Raw genomic sequence first — 16,171 nt, forward strand, 5'->3', positions numbered from 1 at the left:
AAAGCTACGACCGCGCAACGGCAAGTTCACCGACACGTTCACCACGATCTATTGTGAGATACTCCCATGTTTGACTTGGCTTACTGGCAAGAAGCGCTCGCGACCAACTGGCACGTCTGGCTGGTCACGGTGACCATCGTGGTGATGGCGGTGATCGACGGCATTCAACTCCGCGTGCCGAACAACCTCACCTACCCGATGATCGTCACGGGCTGGATCTACAGCTATACCCTGAGTGCCTACCCCGGTTGGGAAGGCCTCACCTACAGCCTGATGGGCACCGTGGTCGGACTCGCCGTGTTGCTGCCTGCTTATGCCATCGGTGGCATGGGTGCCGGCGACGTGAAGATGATGGCCGGCATAGGCGCTTGGATGTGGGTCGAAGTCACCCTGTACTCGTTCGCCATTGCCACGATTGTTGGTGGTGTGCTGGCGGTCGCGATGGTGCTGCTCAGCGGCACATGGCAGAAGCACCAGGCTCAGTTCTGGAGCATCTGGAACGAGATCTGCACGATCCGCGATCCCGAAAAGCTCGCCGCAATTGCCGCCGAGCGTAAACCCTCGATGCGGCTCTTGCCCTACGGTATTCCGATTGCGATTGGCACCATCATGTACTTCGGCTGGGCCGGACTGCTGGCGTAGTAACCCACCCCAGTATGCAAAGTTAGTTAACCACAGAGTTCACAGAGAGCGCAGAGGGTTGATGGCCGGATAGCAAGGCAACCGGACTTGGATTGTGACTACCGTCAGCACCGCCAGAGGTCCGATGAGGTCTAGCATCCGGACGATAGCAATCGCAGGCCATGCTTTGCGTCTTGGCGCCATTGCGTGAGAACCGTGAAAAGTTTGCAGTTGAGCAGTACTACCGATTGCCGCAACGATTATTGTTTGGATGTTTCTGCCTCTGAGTTCTCCGTGAGCTCTGTAGTTAGCAATTCATGAACCAAGTCGCTGCTAGCATTCACCGCTTAGACATTTTACTGGACCGGATGTGACGATCTTGCCGAAGTTAGCGACAAGGTTCCCAAACTGCGCCGCCGCGCAGTGGGTGGTCACGCCGCCTAACAAGAACCTTGCTTGGCGACACACTTCCGTCGTCGAGCTGCATTACCTGTAGGGGGGTCCGATGCGACCAAAGTCACTCTTACTGCTCGCGCTTGCGCTCGGTTGCGGCCTCGTGGCCTCGATCGGAATTAGCCAGGTAATGGAGAAGAAGGAAACCGTAGTTGGCTACGAAACCGAGCCAATCTACGTGGCGAACGTTAACATCAATCTCAACGATCCCATCGAGCCTTCGATGGTTTCGCTGCACGACTGGCCGAAGGGCAAGGTTCCGCCAGGAGCGATCAAGTCGCTCGACGAGCTGGAAAGCCGTCGTCCTCGCACCACGATCTATCAAGGCGAGCCGATTCTCGAAGGCAAGCTAATGGCCGAGGGCGAGGTACACGACCCCATCGGCAGCATCCCGCCTGGCATGCGTCTGAAGACGATCTCGGTGGACGCCGAGAAGAGTGCCGCGGGTCTATTGAGCCCTGGCGATCGCGTGGACATTCAGTTGTTTGTGGGCCGAAATCCGCAGCAAGGCTTTAATGTTGCTCGGACCAAGGTGATTCTACAGAACATCCGCATCTACGCCGTTGACCAGACGGTGCAGCGTGCGTCCGAAGGTGGCGAAGATCGCAGCATCGCCAAAACCGTGTCGCTGCTGCTCACGCCCGAACAAGCCAATAAGATAGCCCTCGCCGAGCAGGTGGGTACGCTGAACCTGATTCCGCGTAGCCCCGGCGATGAAGCGGTGACCGACGATACCGAGATGGACCTCAGCGTTCTTTTCGGCGATCGCGACTCGCACAACACGCGTAAGAAAGAACAAGGCCCGGCGACGGCTCAAGCAGCACCTGGTGAAGGCTTCCTGAGTGGCTTGATGGCCCAAGTGAAGAAGGCCCAGGATGAAAAGCCGCCGTTCGTGATGACGATTCTCGAAGCCGAGCAGATGCGCGAAGTGGAATTCGACCCGAAGACGGGGAAGCCCATTCGCGATAATGGTTCGACGACCAAGCCGGCGAGCGCTCTGCAAGTACCCGCAGTGCCCGCCAGCACAACGACTCCTTCGCCAACCCAGCCCGACCAGCCCAATCTGGAAGAACTGGAGAAGGAATTTGGATCGGAGTTTCCGATCGACTTTCAGCGTTGAGTTACTTACGGCGATCCATGTGATCGCCCACGCAGGAAAGGCAAGCCAGGGATTGGTGAGCTGTCTCTAGCGTGAACTAAAGGGGGGAGGTCATCGCGCCTGCGCGTGGTGGCTTTGGTCGCCTACGGGCGGCAAGACTAAAAGGAAGTACAGGGATGTACGAACAAGCCCAGCCGATTCTCGGTCGTTCCGCGCGCTCGTGGACTGCCAGCGCACTAGCCGTTGTCCTCGTGGCAACGCTGCAACTGACCGAGTGCGTCGCACAAACGTCGGCGACCTCTGCCGAATTCGCAACGCCGAACATCATTCGCCATATTGGTCGCGACAGCGAGCGACTAGAGATGACGACCAATGCTAGTCGCATCTTGACGCTGGACACGAACATTCCGCGCGTCCAGGTGAACAACCCGGAGCTGATTGCGGTTACGCCGCTCTCGGCAACGCAGATTCAGGTCTCCGCCAAGAAGCCAGGCGTCACGCAGATCAACCTGTGGGACCAGGAAAACAACCTACACACGATCGACGTCATCATCTACGGCGACGTCCGCGAGCTGGAATACGCGCTGAAGACGCAGTTCCCGAACTCGTCGGTCGGCGTTCGCAAGTTCACCAATAGCTTAATGCTAACTGGCTTCGTCGATAGCCCCGACCACGTTAGCCCGATCATGCGTCTCGCCGAAGACTACTCGCCGAAGGTTATCAATAATCTGGAAGTGGGCGGTGTGCAGCAGGTTTTGCTGAACGTCAAGTTGTTTGAGGTTTCGCGCACCAAACTTCGCGAAATGGGTTTCGACTGGGCGAACTTCTCCAGCGGAGGGTTTATTGCTAGCCGGCCGAGCGGTCTCATCTCCTCCGTAGATGGCAACGGAATCACGACGGTTACAGGTGAGGGAGGCGCGACGGTAGAGTTCGGCATCCTCAGCGGAAACAACGCCTTCTTCGGCCTACTCAAAGCATTACAAGACAACGGCATTGCAAAGATTCTTGCGGAGCCTCGAATCGTTGCCGTAAGTGGACGCGCATCACAGTTTCTCGAAGGCGGCGAAATCCCCGTCCCAGTGCCTCAATCCCTTGGTACGACGACAATTGAGTACAAGCCCTACGGCACCCAAGTCGACTTTCTGCCAATCGTGCTCGGAAATGGCAACATCCGACTCGAGGTAAGGCCAAAAGTGAGCGATCTGGACTATGCGACAGCCATTCCACTTGCCGGGTACGAAGTCCCTGGTTTCAAAGTTCGCCAAGCCGATACGGCTGTTGAGATGCAGGCCGGACAGACGTTTGCGCTTGCTGGCCTCATCCAACAACGAAGCCGGTCGGTAAGCCGGGGACTTCCATGGGTCAAGGATGTTCCTGTTCTTGGCGTGCCATTTCGTCGTACGATCGAGGAAATCGAAGAAATCGAACTGCTGATTCTCGTCACGCCGGAGTTCGTCAGCGCCATGGATCCGCATGAGGTTCCTCCCTGCGGACCGGGCATGGCCACGATGTCGCCAAGTAGCTGTGAACTGATGATTGGTGGTCACATCGAAGTGCCGAATGCGTACGGTCCTTGTGCCTCGGGATGCAATAGCTGCACCCCGGGAATGGGCTGTGACTGCGGCCCCGGTTCGCTCCCATCCCCTGGCTACGGGAGCATGGGTGGCTCGGCACCGATGGGCGAGATGCAGGCTCCGGCCGGCATGCCCTACCAGGAGGGCTACGAATCGGTACCGGCGGGCACGCCCACTCCGGCTCCGGCTCCTTCGCAGCCTGGAAACTTAATGATGCCCGACACCGGTGCACGTTCGACCCCGCAGAATCGCCCTGTCATTCAGCAGGCGTCGCGTCCGACTGCCCCTGCGGATGGATACGGTCCTGGTGGATACGGCGCTCCTCGCACGGCTAATTATCGCCGGGCGACAACCCAGTCGGCTCCGCCAACGGTGGCGACCCCCTCGGGTTCCGGTTCTTCCGCCAGGGGTGGTTTGATCGGCCCTGTCGGTTATGACGTCGAGTAGCAACCTGTTACAAGCTGGCTTGGTGCCTATTGTCTCAAAATCGCCCGCCGTCGGCACGCTGCTTAGCACATGAGCTACGCTTCTGACGACAGTAACCAAAAATCGCCGGGCTTTACTGATCCACTCGCCGTACACCACGAACTGAAACACCTTTGCCATGGGCCACGTATTACGCATTGCCATCGTCGATCCAGACGACGCCACGCGGGGTGCGCTCAAGTCGACCCTCTTGGGCCTCGACACGGTCTGGCTTGAAGCGGAGTGTTCGCGATACGCGTTCTTCTCCGACGTGGTCACGCAGACCAATCCGGACGTTGGGCTTATTAACCTCGACAGCGATCCCGACGCGGGAGTCAAGCTCGTCGAGAAGATGGCCCACACGCACCCCGAAGTCGCTCTGCTGGTCACCAGCAGTTCGACCGACGGAAGCTTGATTCTGCGAAGCATGCGTGCCGGCGCGAAAGAGTTCCTCACGCAGCCCATGAAGCCCGAAGAGCTCGCCGCCGCGGTGCATCGCATCGCCCGTAGCAAGTTCGGGGCGAGCAACAGCCGTGGCCAAAGTGGCTGCAAGGTGATCACCGTCGCGGGAGCAACAGGTGGCGTCGGCGCCACGAGCCTCGCCGTAAACCTTGGATGCGCTCTCGCGAGTAATCCGTCGAACAGCGTGGTACTGGTCGACCTCGACCTGGCCGTTGGCGACGCCGACGTGTTCCTCGACACCATTCCCGAGTACACGCTCAGCGACGTGGCGCAAAACGTCTCGCGACTCGACTTCACGCTGCTAAAACGCTCGCTCACCAAACACAGCTCGGGCCTCTACTTGCTGCCACGACCCGTGGCGCTCGAAGACGCTCGGCACATCTCGACCGACGACTTGCAGCGGATGTTTGGCCTGCTGAAGGCCACCTTCACACACTTGATCATTGATACGTCGAAGTCGTACACGAAGCTCGACATGTTCGCCATGGAAATGGCGACCGACATCCTGATGGTCACCCAGCTCGACCTGCCCTGCCTGCGAAACGTCGTCCGCCTGATGATGGCATTTGGACAGACCGAGGGCCTCAAGGACAAGCTTCGCGTGATCGTCAATCGCGTGGGACATGGCACCGGACAGATCAGCGTCCGCAAGGCCCAGGACACGCTCGGCCACGAGATCTATTGGCAATTGCCGAATGACTACCGGGTGATGGTCGAAGTTCGCAACAATGGCGTGCCGCTGATTGAGCAGGCCCCCAAGGCGATGATCACGCAATCCATCGGCCAATTGGCCGCCGCCCTGAATGGCGAGGATGGAACTGCCGGGGAAAACGAACCGGCGAGCAAGAAGGCGAGCTGGCTTGGACTATGGTCCAGCAGCAAATCGTCGAAGACGAGCGACGTTGGCTCCGCCGATTGAGCGCCGATTATGCTCGCCGCCAAAGAAATTTGAGTAGCTATAAACAACCAGAGGGCAGGTCGTTCGACCTGCCCTCTGTGCGTTGAATCAGTTGTGCTGGAACGATTACTTCTTCGAACGAGCACGAACACCGGCTACGGCGAGCAATCCGAGGCCAGCGATCAGGAGAGTGCTGGGTTCGGGAACACGCTCAGCGGAAATGATACCGGTACCACTTCCAGAGTAGCTCTGGAGATAGTCGCCCAGGGCAACGGTGCTACCCTGCTGAATATTGAACGAGAGCGTAACGGGCTCACCCAGCTCGACGCCCACGGGCAAAGCTTGGGAATTGATGCTACCGACAGTGCCGGCGAAGAACACGCGGATGTCGAACAGCGAAGTGCTAATACGAGTGTAGGTGACTTCAACTTCGTCGAGGGTCAGCGATAGGGCCGACGAGTTCGAAAGGAACAACTCGAAAGTGCCCCCAGCAGGAGCGGTCACTGAGGTCGATCCGGTAGCCGCCGGGATCAGGATCGACGGAATGTTGAGAACGGACAAATCGAACGACATTTGAGTGGGCGGCTGAAGCAACGTTACAGGGTTGCCGTCCTCGGTGATGGACACCAAAGCAAGAGGGTCCGTGGGAGCGCCTGAGTCAGTGAGAGTTCCCGTCCCGGCACCAACGCCATCGGGGTCGCTATACGTGAGACCAGCGCCGGTCATCGTAATGTCGATCATCCCTGCCGAAGCAAGCGGCGCCATTAGCGCCAAGGCCGCAAAAAGGGCCAATTTGGTTCGCGTCATTAGTACTCCACCTATCTCTTTAGAGGCCAATCTCTGGTATATCGCCCCCCCATCCCCGATGCGGCTTGAGCGATAGCACTTCACGGGTCTCAGAATAACCGTTCTATAGGCCGTTGCAACAGGAAATTCTGATTTTTCTACATCTGGCGCGAAAATCGACCGCGACGACCCCGTAAAACCCGGAGAAACTGCGGCTAAGCGCACTTTATTCCACACCTAACGACGAACCAGGGTTATCCGAAAACTTCGATCGGATAATCCTTCTGACCCGGACAGCTGGGCCCCGGCCCGGGTTCTTACCGCTCCTTCGCCCGGTCGGCCAGCACCGTGCTGCATTTAAGCTACGCTTTGAGAGAAAACCAGTACGCCAGGCACCAAGTGCCCCGGCCCGAAGCGTAATCCCCCTTAGATTCGAACTGCCATGAGTACTTCCACGGGCGGCTCGTCCATGCTTTCGCAGCAGGACCGCGAAGCCGAATTCGAGAACATCAAGCGCCGCATCCACACCAAGCTGGTGGACAAACTCGATTTGTCCCGGGTCGGTGAGTTGGAGGGGGACGTTCTCCGTCGCGAGATTCGCCTGGTCGTCGAACATCTGTGCGACACCGAGGACACGTTTCTCAATCGCAACGAACGCGATCGTCTGGTCGAAGAGGTGCTCGACGAGACGTTTGGCCTAGGACCCATGGAGCTGCTGCTGAAGGATCCGTCGATCAGCGAAATCATGGTCAACGGCCCCAAGCACGTGTACGTCGAAAAGGCGGGCAAGCTCGTGAAGACCTCGGTGGTGTTTCGCGACAACAAGCACCTGATGCAAATCATCGATCGCATCGTGTCGCGAGTTGGACGCCGAGTGGACGAAGTCTGCCCGATGGTGGACGCTCGCCTGCCTGACGGCTCGCGCGTGAACGCCATCATTCCGCCACTCGCCCTCGATGGCGCGAGCGTCACGATTCGGCGGTTCGGTTCGAATCCGCTGAAGCTCGAAGACCTGCTGAACTACAAGAGCTTGACCCCCGAGATGGTCATGCTGCTCGAAGGCGCCATGAAGGCCCGGCTGAACATCATCATCTCGGGCGGTACCGGTTCGGGTAAGACGACACTGCTCAACACGCTGTCGAGCTTCATCTCGAACGACGACCGCATTGTGACGATCGAAGACGCTGCGGAACTCCAGCTGCAACAAGACCACGTGGTGCGTCTCGAAACTCGCCCGCCGAACATCGAAGGCAAGGGTCGCATCAGCGCGACCGACTTGGTGAAGAACTGCCTGCGTATGCGACCCGACCGCATCATCATCGGCGAATGCCGTGGTGGCGAGACGCTCGACATGCTGCAAGCCATGAACACCGGTCACGAAGGCTCGCTCACCACTTGCCACGCTAACACGCCTCGCGACGCCATCGCCCGTCTAGAGACGATGATCATGATGGCCGGCTACGAGATGCCGATCAAAGCCATGCGGCAACAGATTTCGAGCGCCGTCGACTTGATCGTCCAAGCCAACCGCTTGCAAGGCGGTCCGCGTAAGGTGACCCACATCACCGAAGTTCTGGGCATGGAACAGGACACCATCGTCATGCAGGACATCTTCAAGTTCGTCCAGGACGGCGTGGACGAAAACGGACGCTGCGTCGGGCACTTTATCTCGACCGGTATTCGTCCGAGCTTCATGGATCGGATGGAGTCCAATGGCGTTCGTTTGCCCGCGAGCACCTTCCGCGAACGAATCATGATGCAGGACTAGCCACGAGCTTTCTCGCACTCGACACCTCGAACTCACCTGACGCCCATGTCGCTTTGGATTATCTACATTTGCGTGTTCGCCGGCGTGGCGGCCTTGGTGGTTGGCGTGGCGGCCGTCTATCGCGGCGATCGTGAGGACGAAGTCGCGCAGCGGCTAAGCGCCCTCACCATCGGCTCGAAAGACGCCGGGGCCAAGGGTCATTCGATCACCAGCGAGATCCTGAACGCCTCGCGTCAAGGTACTCAAAGTGCCTTCGAGCAGATGGTGTCGAATTATCTCAATCTCAACCTCTTGTTCGAGCAAGCCGACGTCAACATGACTGTCGGCAAGTTCTTGGCCATTGTCGCAGGGTGCGGGGCGGTGGGCTTTGCGTTACCTGCTGCGGGCGGAATGCCCCTCAAGTTCGCTCCCATCATCTCCGCATTCCTCTGCTTCATGCCGTTCATGTGGCTGATGATGAAGCGGAAGCGGCGGCTCAACAAGTTCGCCGCTCAAATGCCCGAGGCGCTCGAACTCATTTCGCGGGCCCTGCGAGCTGGTCATAGCTTGGCGTCGGGATTCAATCTCGTCGGTCAAGAAATGTCGGCTCCCATCGCGACGGAATTCAACCGTGCGTTCGAAGAACAAAACCTTGGCATGCCGCTGGAGGAAGCGCTGAGCAACCTCACCGAGCGCATCCCCAACCTCGACCTCAAGTTTTTCGCGACCGCCGTGATTCTGCAACGCCAGACGGGTGGTGACCTTGCCGAGATCCTCGACAAGATTGGCTACCTGGTTCGCGAGCGTTTCAAGATCTGGGGTCAGGTCCAAGCACTCACGGGCGAAGGTCGCTTGAGCGGTATCGTGCTGCTCGCGCTCCCCCCTGCCCTGTTCGTGTGCGTCTATCGCATGAACCCCGACTACCTGATGCTGCTGTTCACCGACGACCTGGGCAAGAAGATGCTCGTGGGTGGTTTGGTGATGCAGTTGCTCGGTGCCATCGTCATTCGCAAGATCGTGAACATTCGCGTTTAACTCCCAAGCCGTGTAGTTCCAAAGAAACAGTTCGCTGTCATTACTTCGATCTACCCCGGCCCTTACGGGCCCGGCTCGCCTGAATTTACTCGACCGACAATAGAAGACTGAGTTTCCCATGCTTGCCATGATTAGCAACACGCTTCTGACCCAACTCGCTATCTTCGGCTGTGTCGCGGCTGCGGTGTGGGCGGCTATCGAGTTCCTCGGTGCCGGTGGGCGCTCGCGGGCGGAAGAGCGGCTCGACGAATATCAGGATTCGCGCAAAGGTCCGCGGGCGGCGGCGACTAAGAACGACTCGATGTCGAAACTCATCGCCAAGGCGTCGCCCAAGCTGTCGGCTCCGCTCCAACCCAAAACGGCCGAGGAACAGGGCAAAATCAAGCAGAAGCTCGCCCACGCCGGGTATCGCAGCGAGAACGCCGTAACGATCTTCCTGGGCATGAAGTTCCTCTGCTTGATGGTCGGCTTCTTTGCCAGCGGTGGCACGATGCTCTACCTCAAGGGAGTTAACATCGAGGCCCTGATGTACACCGTCGGCATCTCGGGCGTCATGTTCTACCTGCCCGATGCGTTCGTATGGATCCGCAAACGTGGTCGGCAGGACTGCATCTTCTTCGGTCTCCCCGACGCCCTCGACTTGATGGTGGTGTGCGTCGAGGCGGGTCTCGGTCTCGATCAAGCCATGCGTAAGGTTTCCGAGGAAATGCAGAAGAGCTACGCCGTACTGAGCGACGAGTTCCGCCTCGCGAACCTCCAACTCCAAATGGGTGCCGCGCGCAACGAAGTGCTGCACGAACTGGGTCAGCGAACCGGCGTCGACGATCTCAAAGCCCTCGCCGCGATTCTGATCCAAGCCGACAAGTTCGGTTCGAGCGTTGCCCAAGCGCTTCGCGTCCAGAGCGACTCGATGCGTACTCGCCGTCGGCAGATGGCGGAAGAAAAGGCCGCGAAGACCGCCGTGAAGCTGATCTTCCCGCTGGTGATCTTCATTTTCCCCGCCATCTTCGTGGTCCTCGTCGGCCCCGCGGCCATCACGATGATCAACGAAATGTTCCCCGCGATGCAGGGCAAGTAGTCCACCCAAGTAATGTCGCACTTCGCGATTATTACATTGGGTGCGACATTATTCCTTTTCACTCGCTTGAACCTTTCGCTCTAAGTCATCTCCGCCAAACACTTTGCGAACCGCCAGGCGAAGATCGCTCCCCGAGTAAAGTCGCAGGGGTTCCCCGCAGGTGCGACATTAAGGGGTTAGGGGCTGGAGACTTGGGGTTAGGGGAGTGTCGTTTCTGACGTAAGGTCGTCCCGTAGACCGTAGTCCGCATCAAGCTCCGCGCCGCGTGCAGCAATTGCAGCTACGTCCTCCGCGCGCACACCGACCCTCACGCGAACTTCATCGTTCATCGTTCATCATTCATCGCTCCTCGTTCTGCTTGCTTCAAGTTACTAAAGTACGCCTGTCCACCAACTCGGTGAACATGCACATGAGAACACACCCGAAGCGCGCTTTCTAGTCACTTTCTCCAAGAAAGTGAAAAAAGTTCTGCGGGTGGAATCGATCCCGTTCCTCCCCTATTCCCAGTCACCCCCGCAGTCATCCCCGCGCAGGCGGGGACCCAGTGGCTTCGAATCTGGATTCCCGCCTGCGCGGGAATGACGCTCTCGGGCGACTTGCGAACTCAGGGGTGCCCCGTAGGGCGGTCGTCCCGGCCGTCGAGGGACACCGCCATCACTTCAGGAAGCCAGCATGGTCACATCCCGTCCGACCTTGAGCATTCGACGAAGTGGCTAAGTCGGCTGCCGGCCTTGCGCGACCGGCCTACTCGTGATGTGCCACGAACGGGTTGTCGGGGCACGGCCATCTCAAAAACTAAATTGCTGAGCATAAGCAGCTACGAGATCGCAGCCCTGCAGTGGCACCCTTGGGCGGGGATCGGTAAACTGGGAGCGTCGAACAAGATTGCCGACGGTTTTCACTCGTGCCGGGGGTTAGAGCATGACTTGTACGTGTCGGTTTGCCTTTTTCGTCTTGGCTTTACTGAGCTTGTCCCACTTCGCCTCGGCCCTATCGCCAGTCGAGTCGATACTAACCGGTGAGATCACGACGCTGCGAACCAATGGGAATCGCAGCGACGCCTTCGGTCAAACCGTCAGCACGCTCGACGATGGTCGCATTCTCGTAGGCGCGCCGTTCGTCAGTTCGGGGGCAAACTATTCGGGTGCCGTCTACGTCTTCGATCCAGCTGTCCCTACATCGCCGCTACTAACGCTACCTAACCCCACGCCCGCACTTTTCGATCGGTTCGGCAGCGCGCTTCTCGGTGTTGGCAATTCGACGGTCTTAGTGGGTGCCGAGTCCGACGATCATCGGGGACCTGATGCTGGGGCCGTTCATGTCTTGGACGCAACCAATGGCGCCTTGATCCGTACGATTTTTTCTCCCATAGCAGGCGGTGGCAACCTTTTTGGACGATCGCTGGAATGGATGGGGGGAACGAACGTGGCGATTGGCGCTCCCGGTGAGAACGCATTCGCCTATGGTGGTGCCGTCCAAATTGTCGACTACAACGACGGCTCGATCATCCGGCGGCTGAACAACCCGAACGACGCCTCCTTCGCGAACGATTGGTTTGGACATTCTCTGGCGGCGGTCGACACCCAACGTTTGTTGGTAGGTGCTCCGCGTGCAGACAAGGGAAACATCGACCGGGTGGGCGTCGCCTACCTGATGGACATCGGAAGCGGCCAGATCCTGCAAACGTTTGAGAATCCTTCGCCCACGGAAAATGCTGGCTTCGGATTGGAAATGACTGTCCTCGGCGACAGCACGGTTGCCATCTCTGCATACGGAGCGGCGGGAATTCCCTCTAATCAGGGGCAGGTCTACCTTTTCGACATCGAAAGTGGCGATCTCCTCCGGACCATCGCCTATCCGGGTCCGCCGGGAGTGGCTAATTTTGGTTTTTCTTTGGCGACGATCAACCAAGATTTGTTGCTCGTGGGGGCGGAAGTCGATAGCCAGTTTGGATACTTCAATGGCTCGGCGTTCGTTTTCGATATTCGAACAGGTGAGGTTGTCGATACCATGCGGCCGCTCGGACGCATAACTCAAGTTCGCTTTGGCACCTCGGTTGCCGTCACCAAGCAAGGCTCGCTCGTCATCGGCGGCCCCGAATCGGATACTTCATTCGGCCGCGTGGTCATCTACGGAACCACCGTCCCCGAGCCCACGTCTGTCGTCATCACAACGGTCGGTGCCCTGGCCATTCTCGGTCTACGTAGAAAATACTAGACGATTCGTTGCGGGGGCCTACCGGGTTTATCCCGAAGTGGAGAATCCCAAGCTGCCCCGTAGGACGGTCGTCCCGGCCGTCGAGGGACACCGCCATCACTTCTGGAAGCCAGCATGGTCACATCCCGTCCGACCTTGAGCATTCGACGAAGTGGCAAAGTCGGCTGCCGGCCGAGACGACCGGCCTACTCGTGATGTGCGGTACTCGCACCAGCCGTTTACCTTCGATTCATCCCTCTCGGGACGCCTTTCCACCGTCCTCAAAAAAGTGCAAATCGAAGCTAACTGCACCTCCCGGCGAGCTAAACTTGCAAGGTGGTCCGTTGGGTCGAAGACGGGCGAATTTTGTTGGTACCCCTGGTAGCTGCGATGGCCGACTTCCTTGAATTTGTCCTGGGCAACTTTACGCTCACCTTTCTGGTGATCGGCGTGGTGGCTGCGCTCGTGTCGTTGGCGGTGCGTCGTCCGGCGACGGGGGTCGACGTGGCCGATCGGTTGCTCGCCGGTTACTTGTTCTTTGCCATCGGTGTTTCGTACTTCTACAACTTCGTGATGCACGTGTTCTTTGCCGAACAAGCGGCGGCGTTCATCGGCTGGCAGAACAGCCCGTTCCAGTACGAAGTGGGCTACGCGAGTCTCGGCTTTGCGGCGGTGGCGATGTTCGCGTATCGCAGCAACTTCCAAGCTCGATTGGGTGCCCTGCTGGGCCCCGCGCTCTTTCAATGGGGGGCGGCTGTCGGCCACCTCCGCCAGATCGTGGTCGATCACAACTACGCGCCCGGCAACGCCGGTATCATCCTGTGGACCGACCTCTTCATGCCGGTTGTTGGCTTCGTGCTGCTGTGGTTAGCCTACCGGCGACCGAGCGCGGTTGCTCAGGTGGCGGTGTAAGTCACGGGGTCGAGTGTCTCTGCTGACCCGACGGATGTGGCCTTTAGGCCCGTAGGGTACGGTGCTTGCACCTACCTTTTCGTTGCCAATCCTTCGCTACACCTATCGTCGTCCAAGAGGTGAGGGAGAATTGGAGGCACAGTCCCCTATGGCACTGCTGGTTGAGGGACAACGCGGCGATTTGCGAGGAAGGGCATTCGATGGGTGGAAGTCGCAATCCGAGGTGAAGCCCGACAAGCCAGCAGTGGCGGGCGACGATCATCTAAAACTAACACAGCCCGGAGATTTGGGTCTCAATAGTCTCGACGGCATGTGCTCCGAAATCCTCGTACTTCTCTTTCGCTAACAAGTGTTTGCGAGTCGCAGTTACCACTTCGGCAACGGCACTCATGTCATCTGGAATTGGCACAAGAAGGTCGGCGAGGTGCACTGGTTCAAGGTGCTGCTGAACCGCACCATACTCATTACGCAACATTTGATCCTGTGCAAACTTTGATTGCAGGAAAGCAAAAACATAAAGCCTGAGCTTCTCGTCCGGAATTCGAATTCGAATGAGGTCGTCACTAACGATCGCGCTGTCGAATCGACTAGTAATATACGCTACGCGGCCAATACTTCCTGATCGAGTAACGACAATATCTCCTCTGTGGACACGAATTGCATTTATAGTCGCGATCTGCTTTACCGTTGCTCTAGAAACATCAAGCCACTTCACACTATCGCTTTTGTCTTGCAAAATGGCTGATGGCGTATAATAAGGCTCCGCAGTTGGCACATCGGACTTTTCAACAATGATGTTTTCGCTTTTAAAGCGGGGCCCCTTAAAGATTTGAACACCTTGGTGAATCTGCGAGAGTGCCGATACACTCCATCCTTCGGTGCCATCAATCCCCTCAATTCGCCGTAAGGTTTCGTTGAGATTCGGTAAGTGCGCTTGCGGGTTTATCCGACATTGAGCGTCAATGTCCTCCGAGCTAACGGCAAAGCGATACTCGGATTCCTTCAGTTCGCGGGACCGAAATGCAACATAGTCCTGTAGAATTTCTGACAGGTCCTCATCAATAGTTTAGGTTGGACGATTGTTAGCATCTCGCTTGAATATAGGAACGCCCTCGCTATCCTGCCCCACCTTTCTGGAGATTGCCATGAAGATCTGATACGGTTTTGCCTTCTTCTCTTCCCTCTCAAACTTACGGATAAACAACAAGCATGTTCGTACGCCCGTGTGCGGCTGAAAAGTGTTCTTATGGCAATTAACGACCCCCAATAGTTGAGCCGACTGGAAGAGCAGGCTTCTAGCTGGCCTGTAAGTTGCCGTATCTAAGAAGCTCTTCGGCATGACGATCGCAAGTTTGCCACCAGGCGCAAGCCACTGAAGACATCGCTCGAAGAACAACATCTCAGGTGGACAACCGTCTCCCAGGCGTTGGTCTGTGGGACGATAGACACTGCCTTCCTCGGTCCATCGCTTGCCACAGATGAACTGATCCAGAATATCTGGGTCGGAGATACGCCCATCTCCAACGCCTGCAAAGGGAGGATTGGTTAGAATGATATGGGGTTTAGAGATCCCACATTGAGCACTAATGATGTCATCAAGTTTTGAAACGGGCCCCAGGCTATCTCCCTGAGTCATTCCCGTGTGACCATCGCCATTCAAAATCATGGCAGTTTTCGCGACCTTCACGAGTCGCTTACTAACTTCAACCATGAACAATCGAGTTCGATGTCGATCTAACTGCCGCTGTTTGGAAACCTTGCTACCATCGCCTTGCAAGATTTTGTTCCGAACATATCGCATGGCACCAGTCAAAAAACCTCCAGACCCTCCCGCCGGGTCCAAAATCATATCTGAGTAGGTTGGATCTAGGACTGAAACCATTAAGTCGACAACCAGTCGATTGGTAAAGAACTGGCCTCGTTTTCTCTTCAAGTATGTGGACGTATACTCCTCATACGCGTGCCCCATCAAGTCCCAATCCACTGACTCGTTCAGGTCACTTAGCAATCGATACGACTGAAGCTCAGTGACGACATCCGCAATGGCGCGAGGCCCAACGCCAATCCTCTCATGTTCACCAAAGACATCAGAGTTTAGCGAAACAACGTCTTTGAACAGATCCGAGACTCGTTTCGCCACTGCCGCCTGTCCAGCTTCACTGCGGTACTCCTCGGGGGTGCAATAAAACTCAGGCAACTCGCCGGCGCGTTCTTCGTCCATCGCTTTCGCCAGGAAGAGACGCACCATATCCATGGTCAAATCTTCCTCGTCACCATCCACCCCGCGACCATGAAGCCGGTTGTGGCATCGTCGCAAAAGCCCCTTAATGTCTCGGGGCCTTTTCAGATCGGCTTTCTTGCGCCGTCCAAGTGCATCCCAAGCTTCACTTCGTCGAGGGATGCCCGTCCAGGGAACTAATTCATTATTGGGTTCTTGTAGTCGGCGGAAATAACTAATGTTTCCACCGTTGTACCACACTCCTCCTTGAGCACTGGTATTAAATATGTAGGATACTAACTGATTATATCCTTGCTGCTCTTCCGGTTTCTTGCATTCTACGATCAAGAGTATTCCACCCTGATCTTTGTCTTGGCACGCCTTGGCCGACTTGTAGACTACGATATCAGCGCGAACCGGGTTTCCATCCTTATCCAGCATCTCCTTGCTGCCATAGTGGATAGCAACCTCGCGACGCAGAACATTCTTGGGGTACTGATACTCAAAGTGAAGCGTTCTCAAATACTGTTGACGAACGAACTCTTCGGGCGTTGGCTCTAATGGGACGTGTAACAGGAAGTCGATGATTTTTCCATCATCAGACAGCGATATTTTGAAATCATCCAT

The 16,171-nt window shown here is 57.2% G+C and carries 12 protein-coding genes; 9 read left to right on the plus strand and 3 right to left on the minus strand.

The window, feature by feature from the left end; all coding sequences use genetic code 11:
- Positions 1–66 precede the first annotated feature (66 nt).
- The 4 genes from SH292x_RS14015 to SH292x_RS14030 all read left to right on the plus strand — a co-directional run bounded on the left by SH292x_RS14015 (position 67) and on the right by SH292x_RS14030 (position 5,593).
- Positions 67–642, plus strand: a complete 576-nt coding sequence (locus SH292x_RS14015; RefSeq protein WP_442481635.1) for an A24 family peptidase — start codon at positions 67–69, stop codon at positions 640–642.
- 484 nt (positions 643–1,126) lie between these two features.
- Positions 1,127–2,194 (plus strand): Flp pilus assembly protein CpaB, encoded by a 1,068-nt coding sequence (gene cpaB, locus SH292x_RS14020; RefSeq protein ID WP_442481636.1) that lies wholly within the window; start codon positions 1,127–1,129, stop codon positions 2,192–2,194.
- 155 nt (positions 2,195–2,349) lie between these two features.
- Entirely contained in the window at positions 2,350–4,194 is a 1,845-nt protein-coding gene (locus SH292x_RS14025) for a pilus assembly protein N-terminal domain-containing protein (RefSeq protein WP_442481637.1), read from the plus strand.
- Between the two features lie 157 nt (positions 4,195–4,351).
- A complete protein-coding gene (locus SH292x_RS14030) occupies positions 4,352–5,593 on the plus strand; it encodes a response regulator (RefSeq protein ID WP_442481638.1) in 1,242 nt (413 codons plus the stop codon).
- A gap of 105 nt (positions 5,594–5,698) precedes the next feature.
- Here the strand turns inward: SH292x_RS14030 and SH292x_RS14035 are convergent, their stop codons facing one another.
- The gene (locus SH292x_RS14035) at positions 5,699–6,379 is read right to left on the minus strand and encodes a PEP-CTERM sorting domain-containing protein (protein ID WP_442481639.1); all 681 of its coding nucleotides are present in this window, start codon (positions 6,377–6,379) and stop codon (positions 5,699–5,701) included.
- A gap of 421 nt (positions 6,380–6,800) precedes the next feature.
- On the opposite strand from SH292x_RS14035, the gene SH292x_RS14040 reads away from it, so the two are divergent.
- From SH292x_RS14040 to SH292x_RS14060, 5 genes are all read left to right on the plus strand, one after another.
- Positions 6,801–8,126: a CpaF family protein gene (locus SH292x_RS14040; protein WP_442481640.1), complete on the plus strand. Its 1,326-nt coding sequence runs from the start codon at positions 6,801–6,803 to the stop codon at positions 8,124–8,126.
- Between the two features lie 45 nt (positions 8,127–8,171).
- Positions 8,172–9,140, plus strand: a complete 969-nt coding sequence (locus SH292x_RS14045; RefSeq protein ID WP_442481641.1) for a type II secretion system F family protein — start codon at positions 8,172–8,174, stop codon at positions 9,138–9,140.
- 118 nt (positions 9,141–9,258) lie between these two features.
- On the plus strand, positions 9,259–10,218 hold the full coding sequence (locus SH292x_RS14050; protein WP_442481642.1) for a type II secretion system F family protein: 960 nt from the start codon (positions 9,259–9,261) through the stop codon (positions 10,216–10,218).
- A 969-nt stretch (positions 10,219–11,187) separates the two neighbouring features.
- Positions 11,188–12,435: an FG-GAP repeat protein gene (locus SH292x_RS14055; RefSeq protein ID WP_442481643.1), complete on the plus strand. Its 1,248-nt coding sequence runs from the start codon at positions 11,188–11,190 to the stop codon at positions 12,433–12,435.
- 369 nt (positions 12,436–12,804) lie between these two features.
- Entirely contained in the window at positions 12,805–13,326 is a 522-nt protein-coding gene (locus SH292x_RS14060) for a DUF6790 family protein (RefSeq protein WP_442481644.1), read from the plus strand.
- A 268-nt stretch (positions 13,327–13,594) separates the two neighbouring features.
- On the opposite strand, the gene SH292x_RS14065 is transcribed toward SH292x_RS14060, so the two are convergent.
- Both SH292x_RS14065 and SH292x_RS14070 read right to left on the minus strand, forming a co-directional pair.
- Positions 13,595–14,389 carry a restriction endonuclease subunit S gene (locus tag SH292x_RS14065; RefSeq protein WP_442485860.1) on the minus strand — a complete coding sequence of 265 codons (795 nt, stop codon included), beginning with the start codon at positions 14,387–14,389 and terminating at the stop codon, positions 13,595–13,597.
- A 3-nt stretch (positions 14,390–14,392) separates the two neighbouring features.
- Positions 14,393–16,171: a restriction endonuclease subunit M gene (locus SH292x_RS14070; RefSeq protein ID WP_442481645.1), complete on the minus strand. Its 1,779-nt coding sequence runs from the start codon at positions 16,169–16,171 to the stop codon at positions 14,393–14,395.

The sequence above is a fragment of the Aeoliella fuhlenseeensis genome (assembly GCF_052161615.1).
Classification (GTDB): domain Bacteria; phylum Planctomycetota; class Planctomycetia; order Pirellulales; family Lacipirellulaceae; genus Aeoliella.

Bases quoted from the DNA above. Each gene is read 5' to 3' on its own strand.
- SH292x_RS14015 (WP_442481635.1), top strand. From the start codon at position 67: ATGTTTGACTTGGCTTACTGGCAAGAAGCGCTCGCGACCAACTGGCAC.
- cpaB (WP_442481636.1), top strand. From the start codon at position 1,127: ATGCGACCAAAGTCACTCTTACTGCTCGCGCTTGCGCTCGGTTGCGGC.
- SH292x_RS14025 (WP_442481637.1), top strand. From the start codon at position 2,350: ATGTACGAACAAGCCCAGCCGATTCTCGGTCGTTCCGCGCGCTCGTGG.
- SH292x_RS14030 (WP_442481638.1), top strand. From the start codon at position 4,352: ATGGGCCACGTATTACGCATTGCCATCGTCGATCCAGACGACGCCACG.
- SH292x_RS14035 (WP_442481639.1), bottom strand. From the start codon at position 6,379: ATGACGCGAACCAAATTGGCCCTTTTTGCGGCCTTGGCGCTAATGGCG.
- SH292x_RS14040 (WP_442481640.1), top strand. From the start codon at position 6,801: ATGAGTACTTCCACGGGCGGCTCGTCCATGCTTTCGCAGCAGGACCGC.
- SH292x_RS14045 (WP_442481641.1), top strand. From the start codon at position 8,172: ATGTCGCTTTGGATTATCTACATTTGCGTGTTCGCCGGCGTGGCGGCC.
- SH292x_RS14050 (WP_442481642.1), top strand. From the start codon at position 9,259: ATGCTTGCCATGATTAGCAACACGCTTCTGACCCAACTCGCTATCTTC.
- SH292x_RS14060 (WP_442481644.1), top strand. From the start codon at position 12,805: ATGGCCGACTTCCTTGAATTTGTCCTGGGCAACTTTACGCTCACCTTT.
- SH292x_RS14070 (WP_442481645.1), bottom strand. From the start codon at position 16,171: ATGGATGATTTCAAAATATCGCTGTCTGATGATGGAAAAATCATCGAC.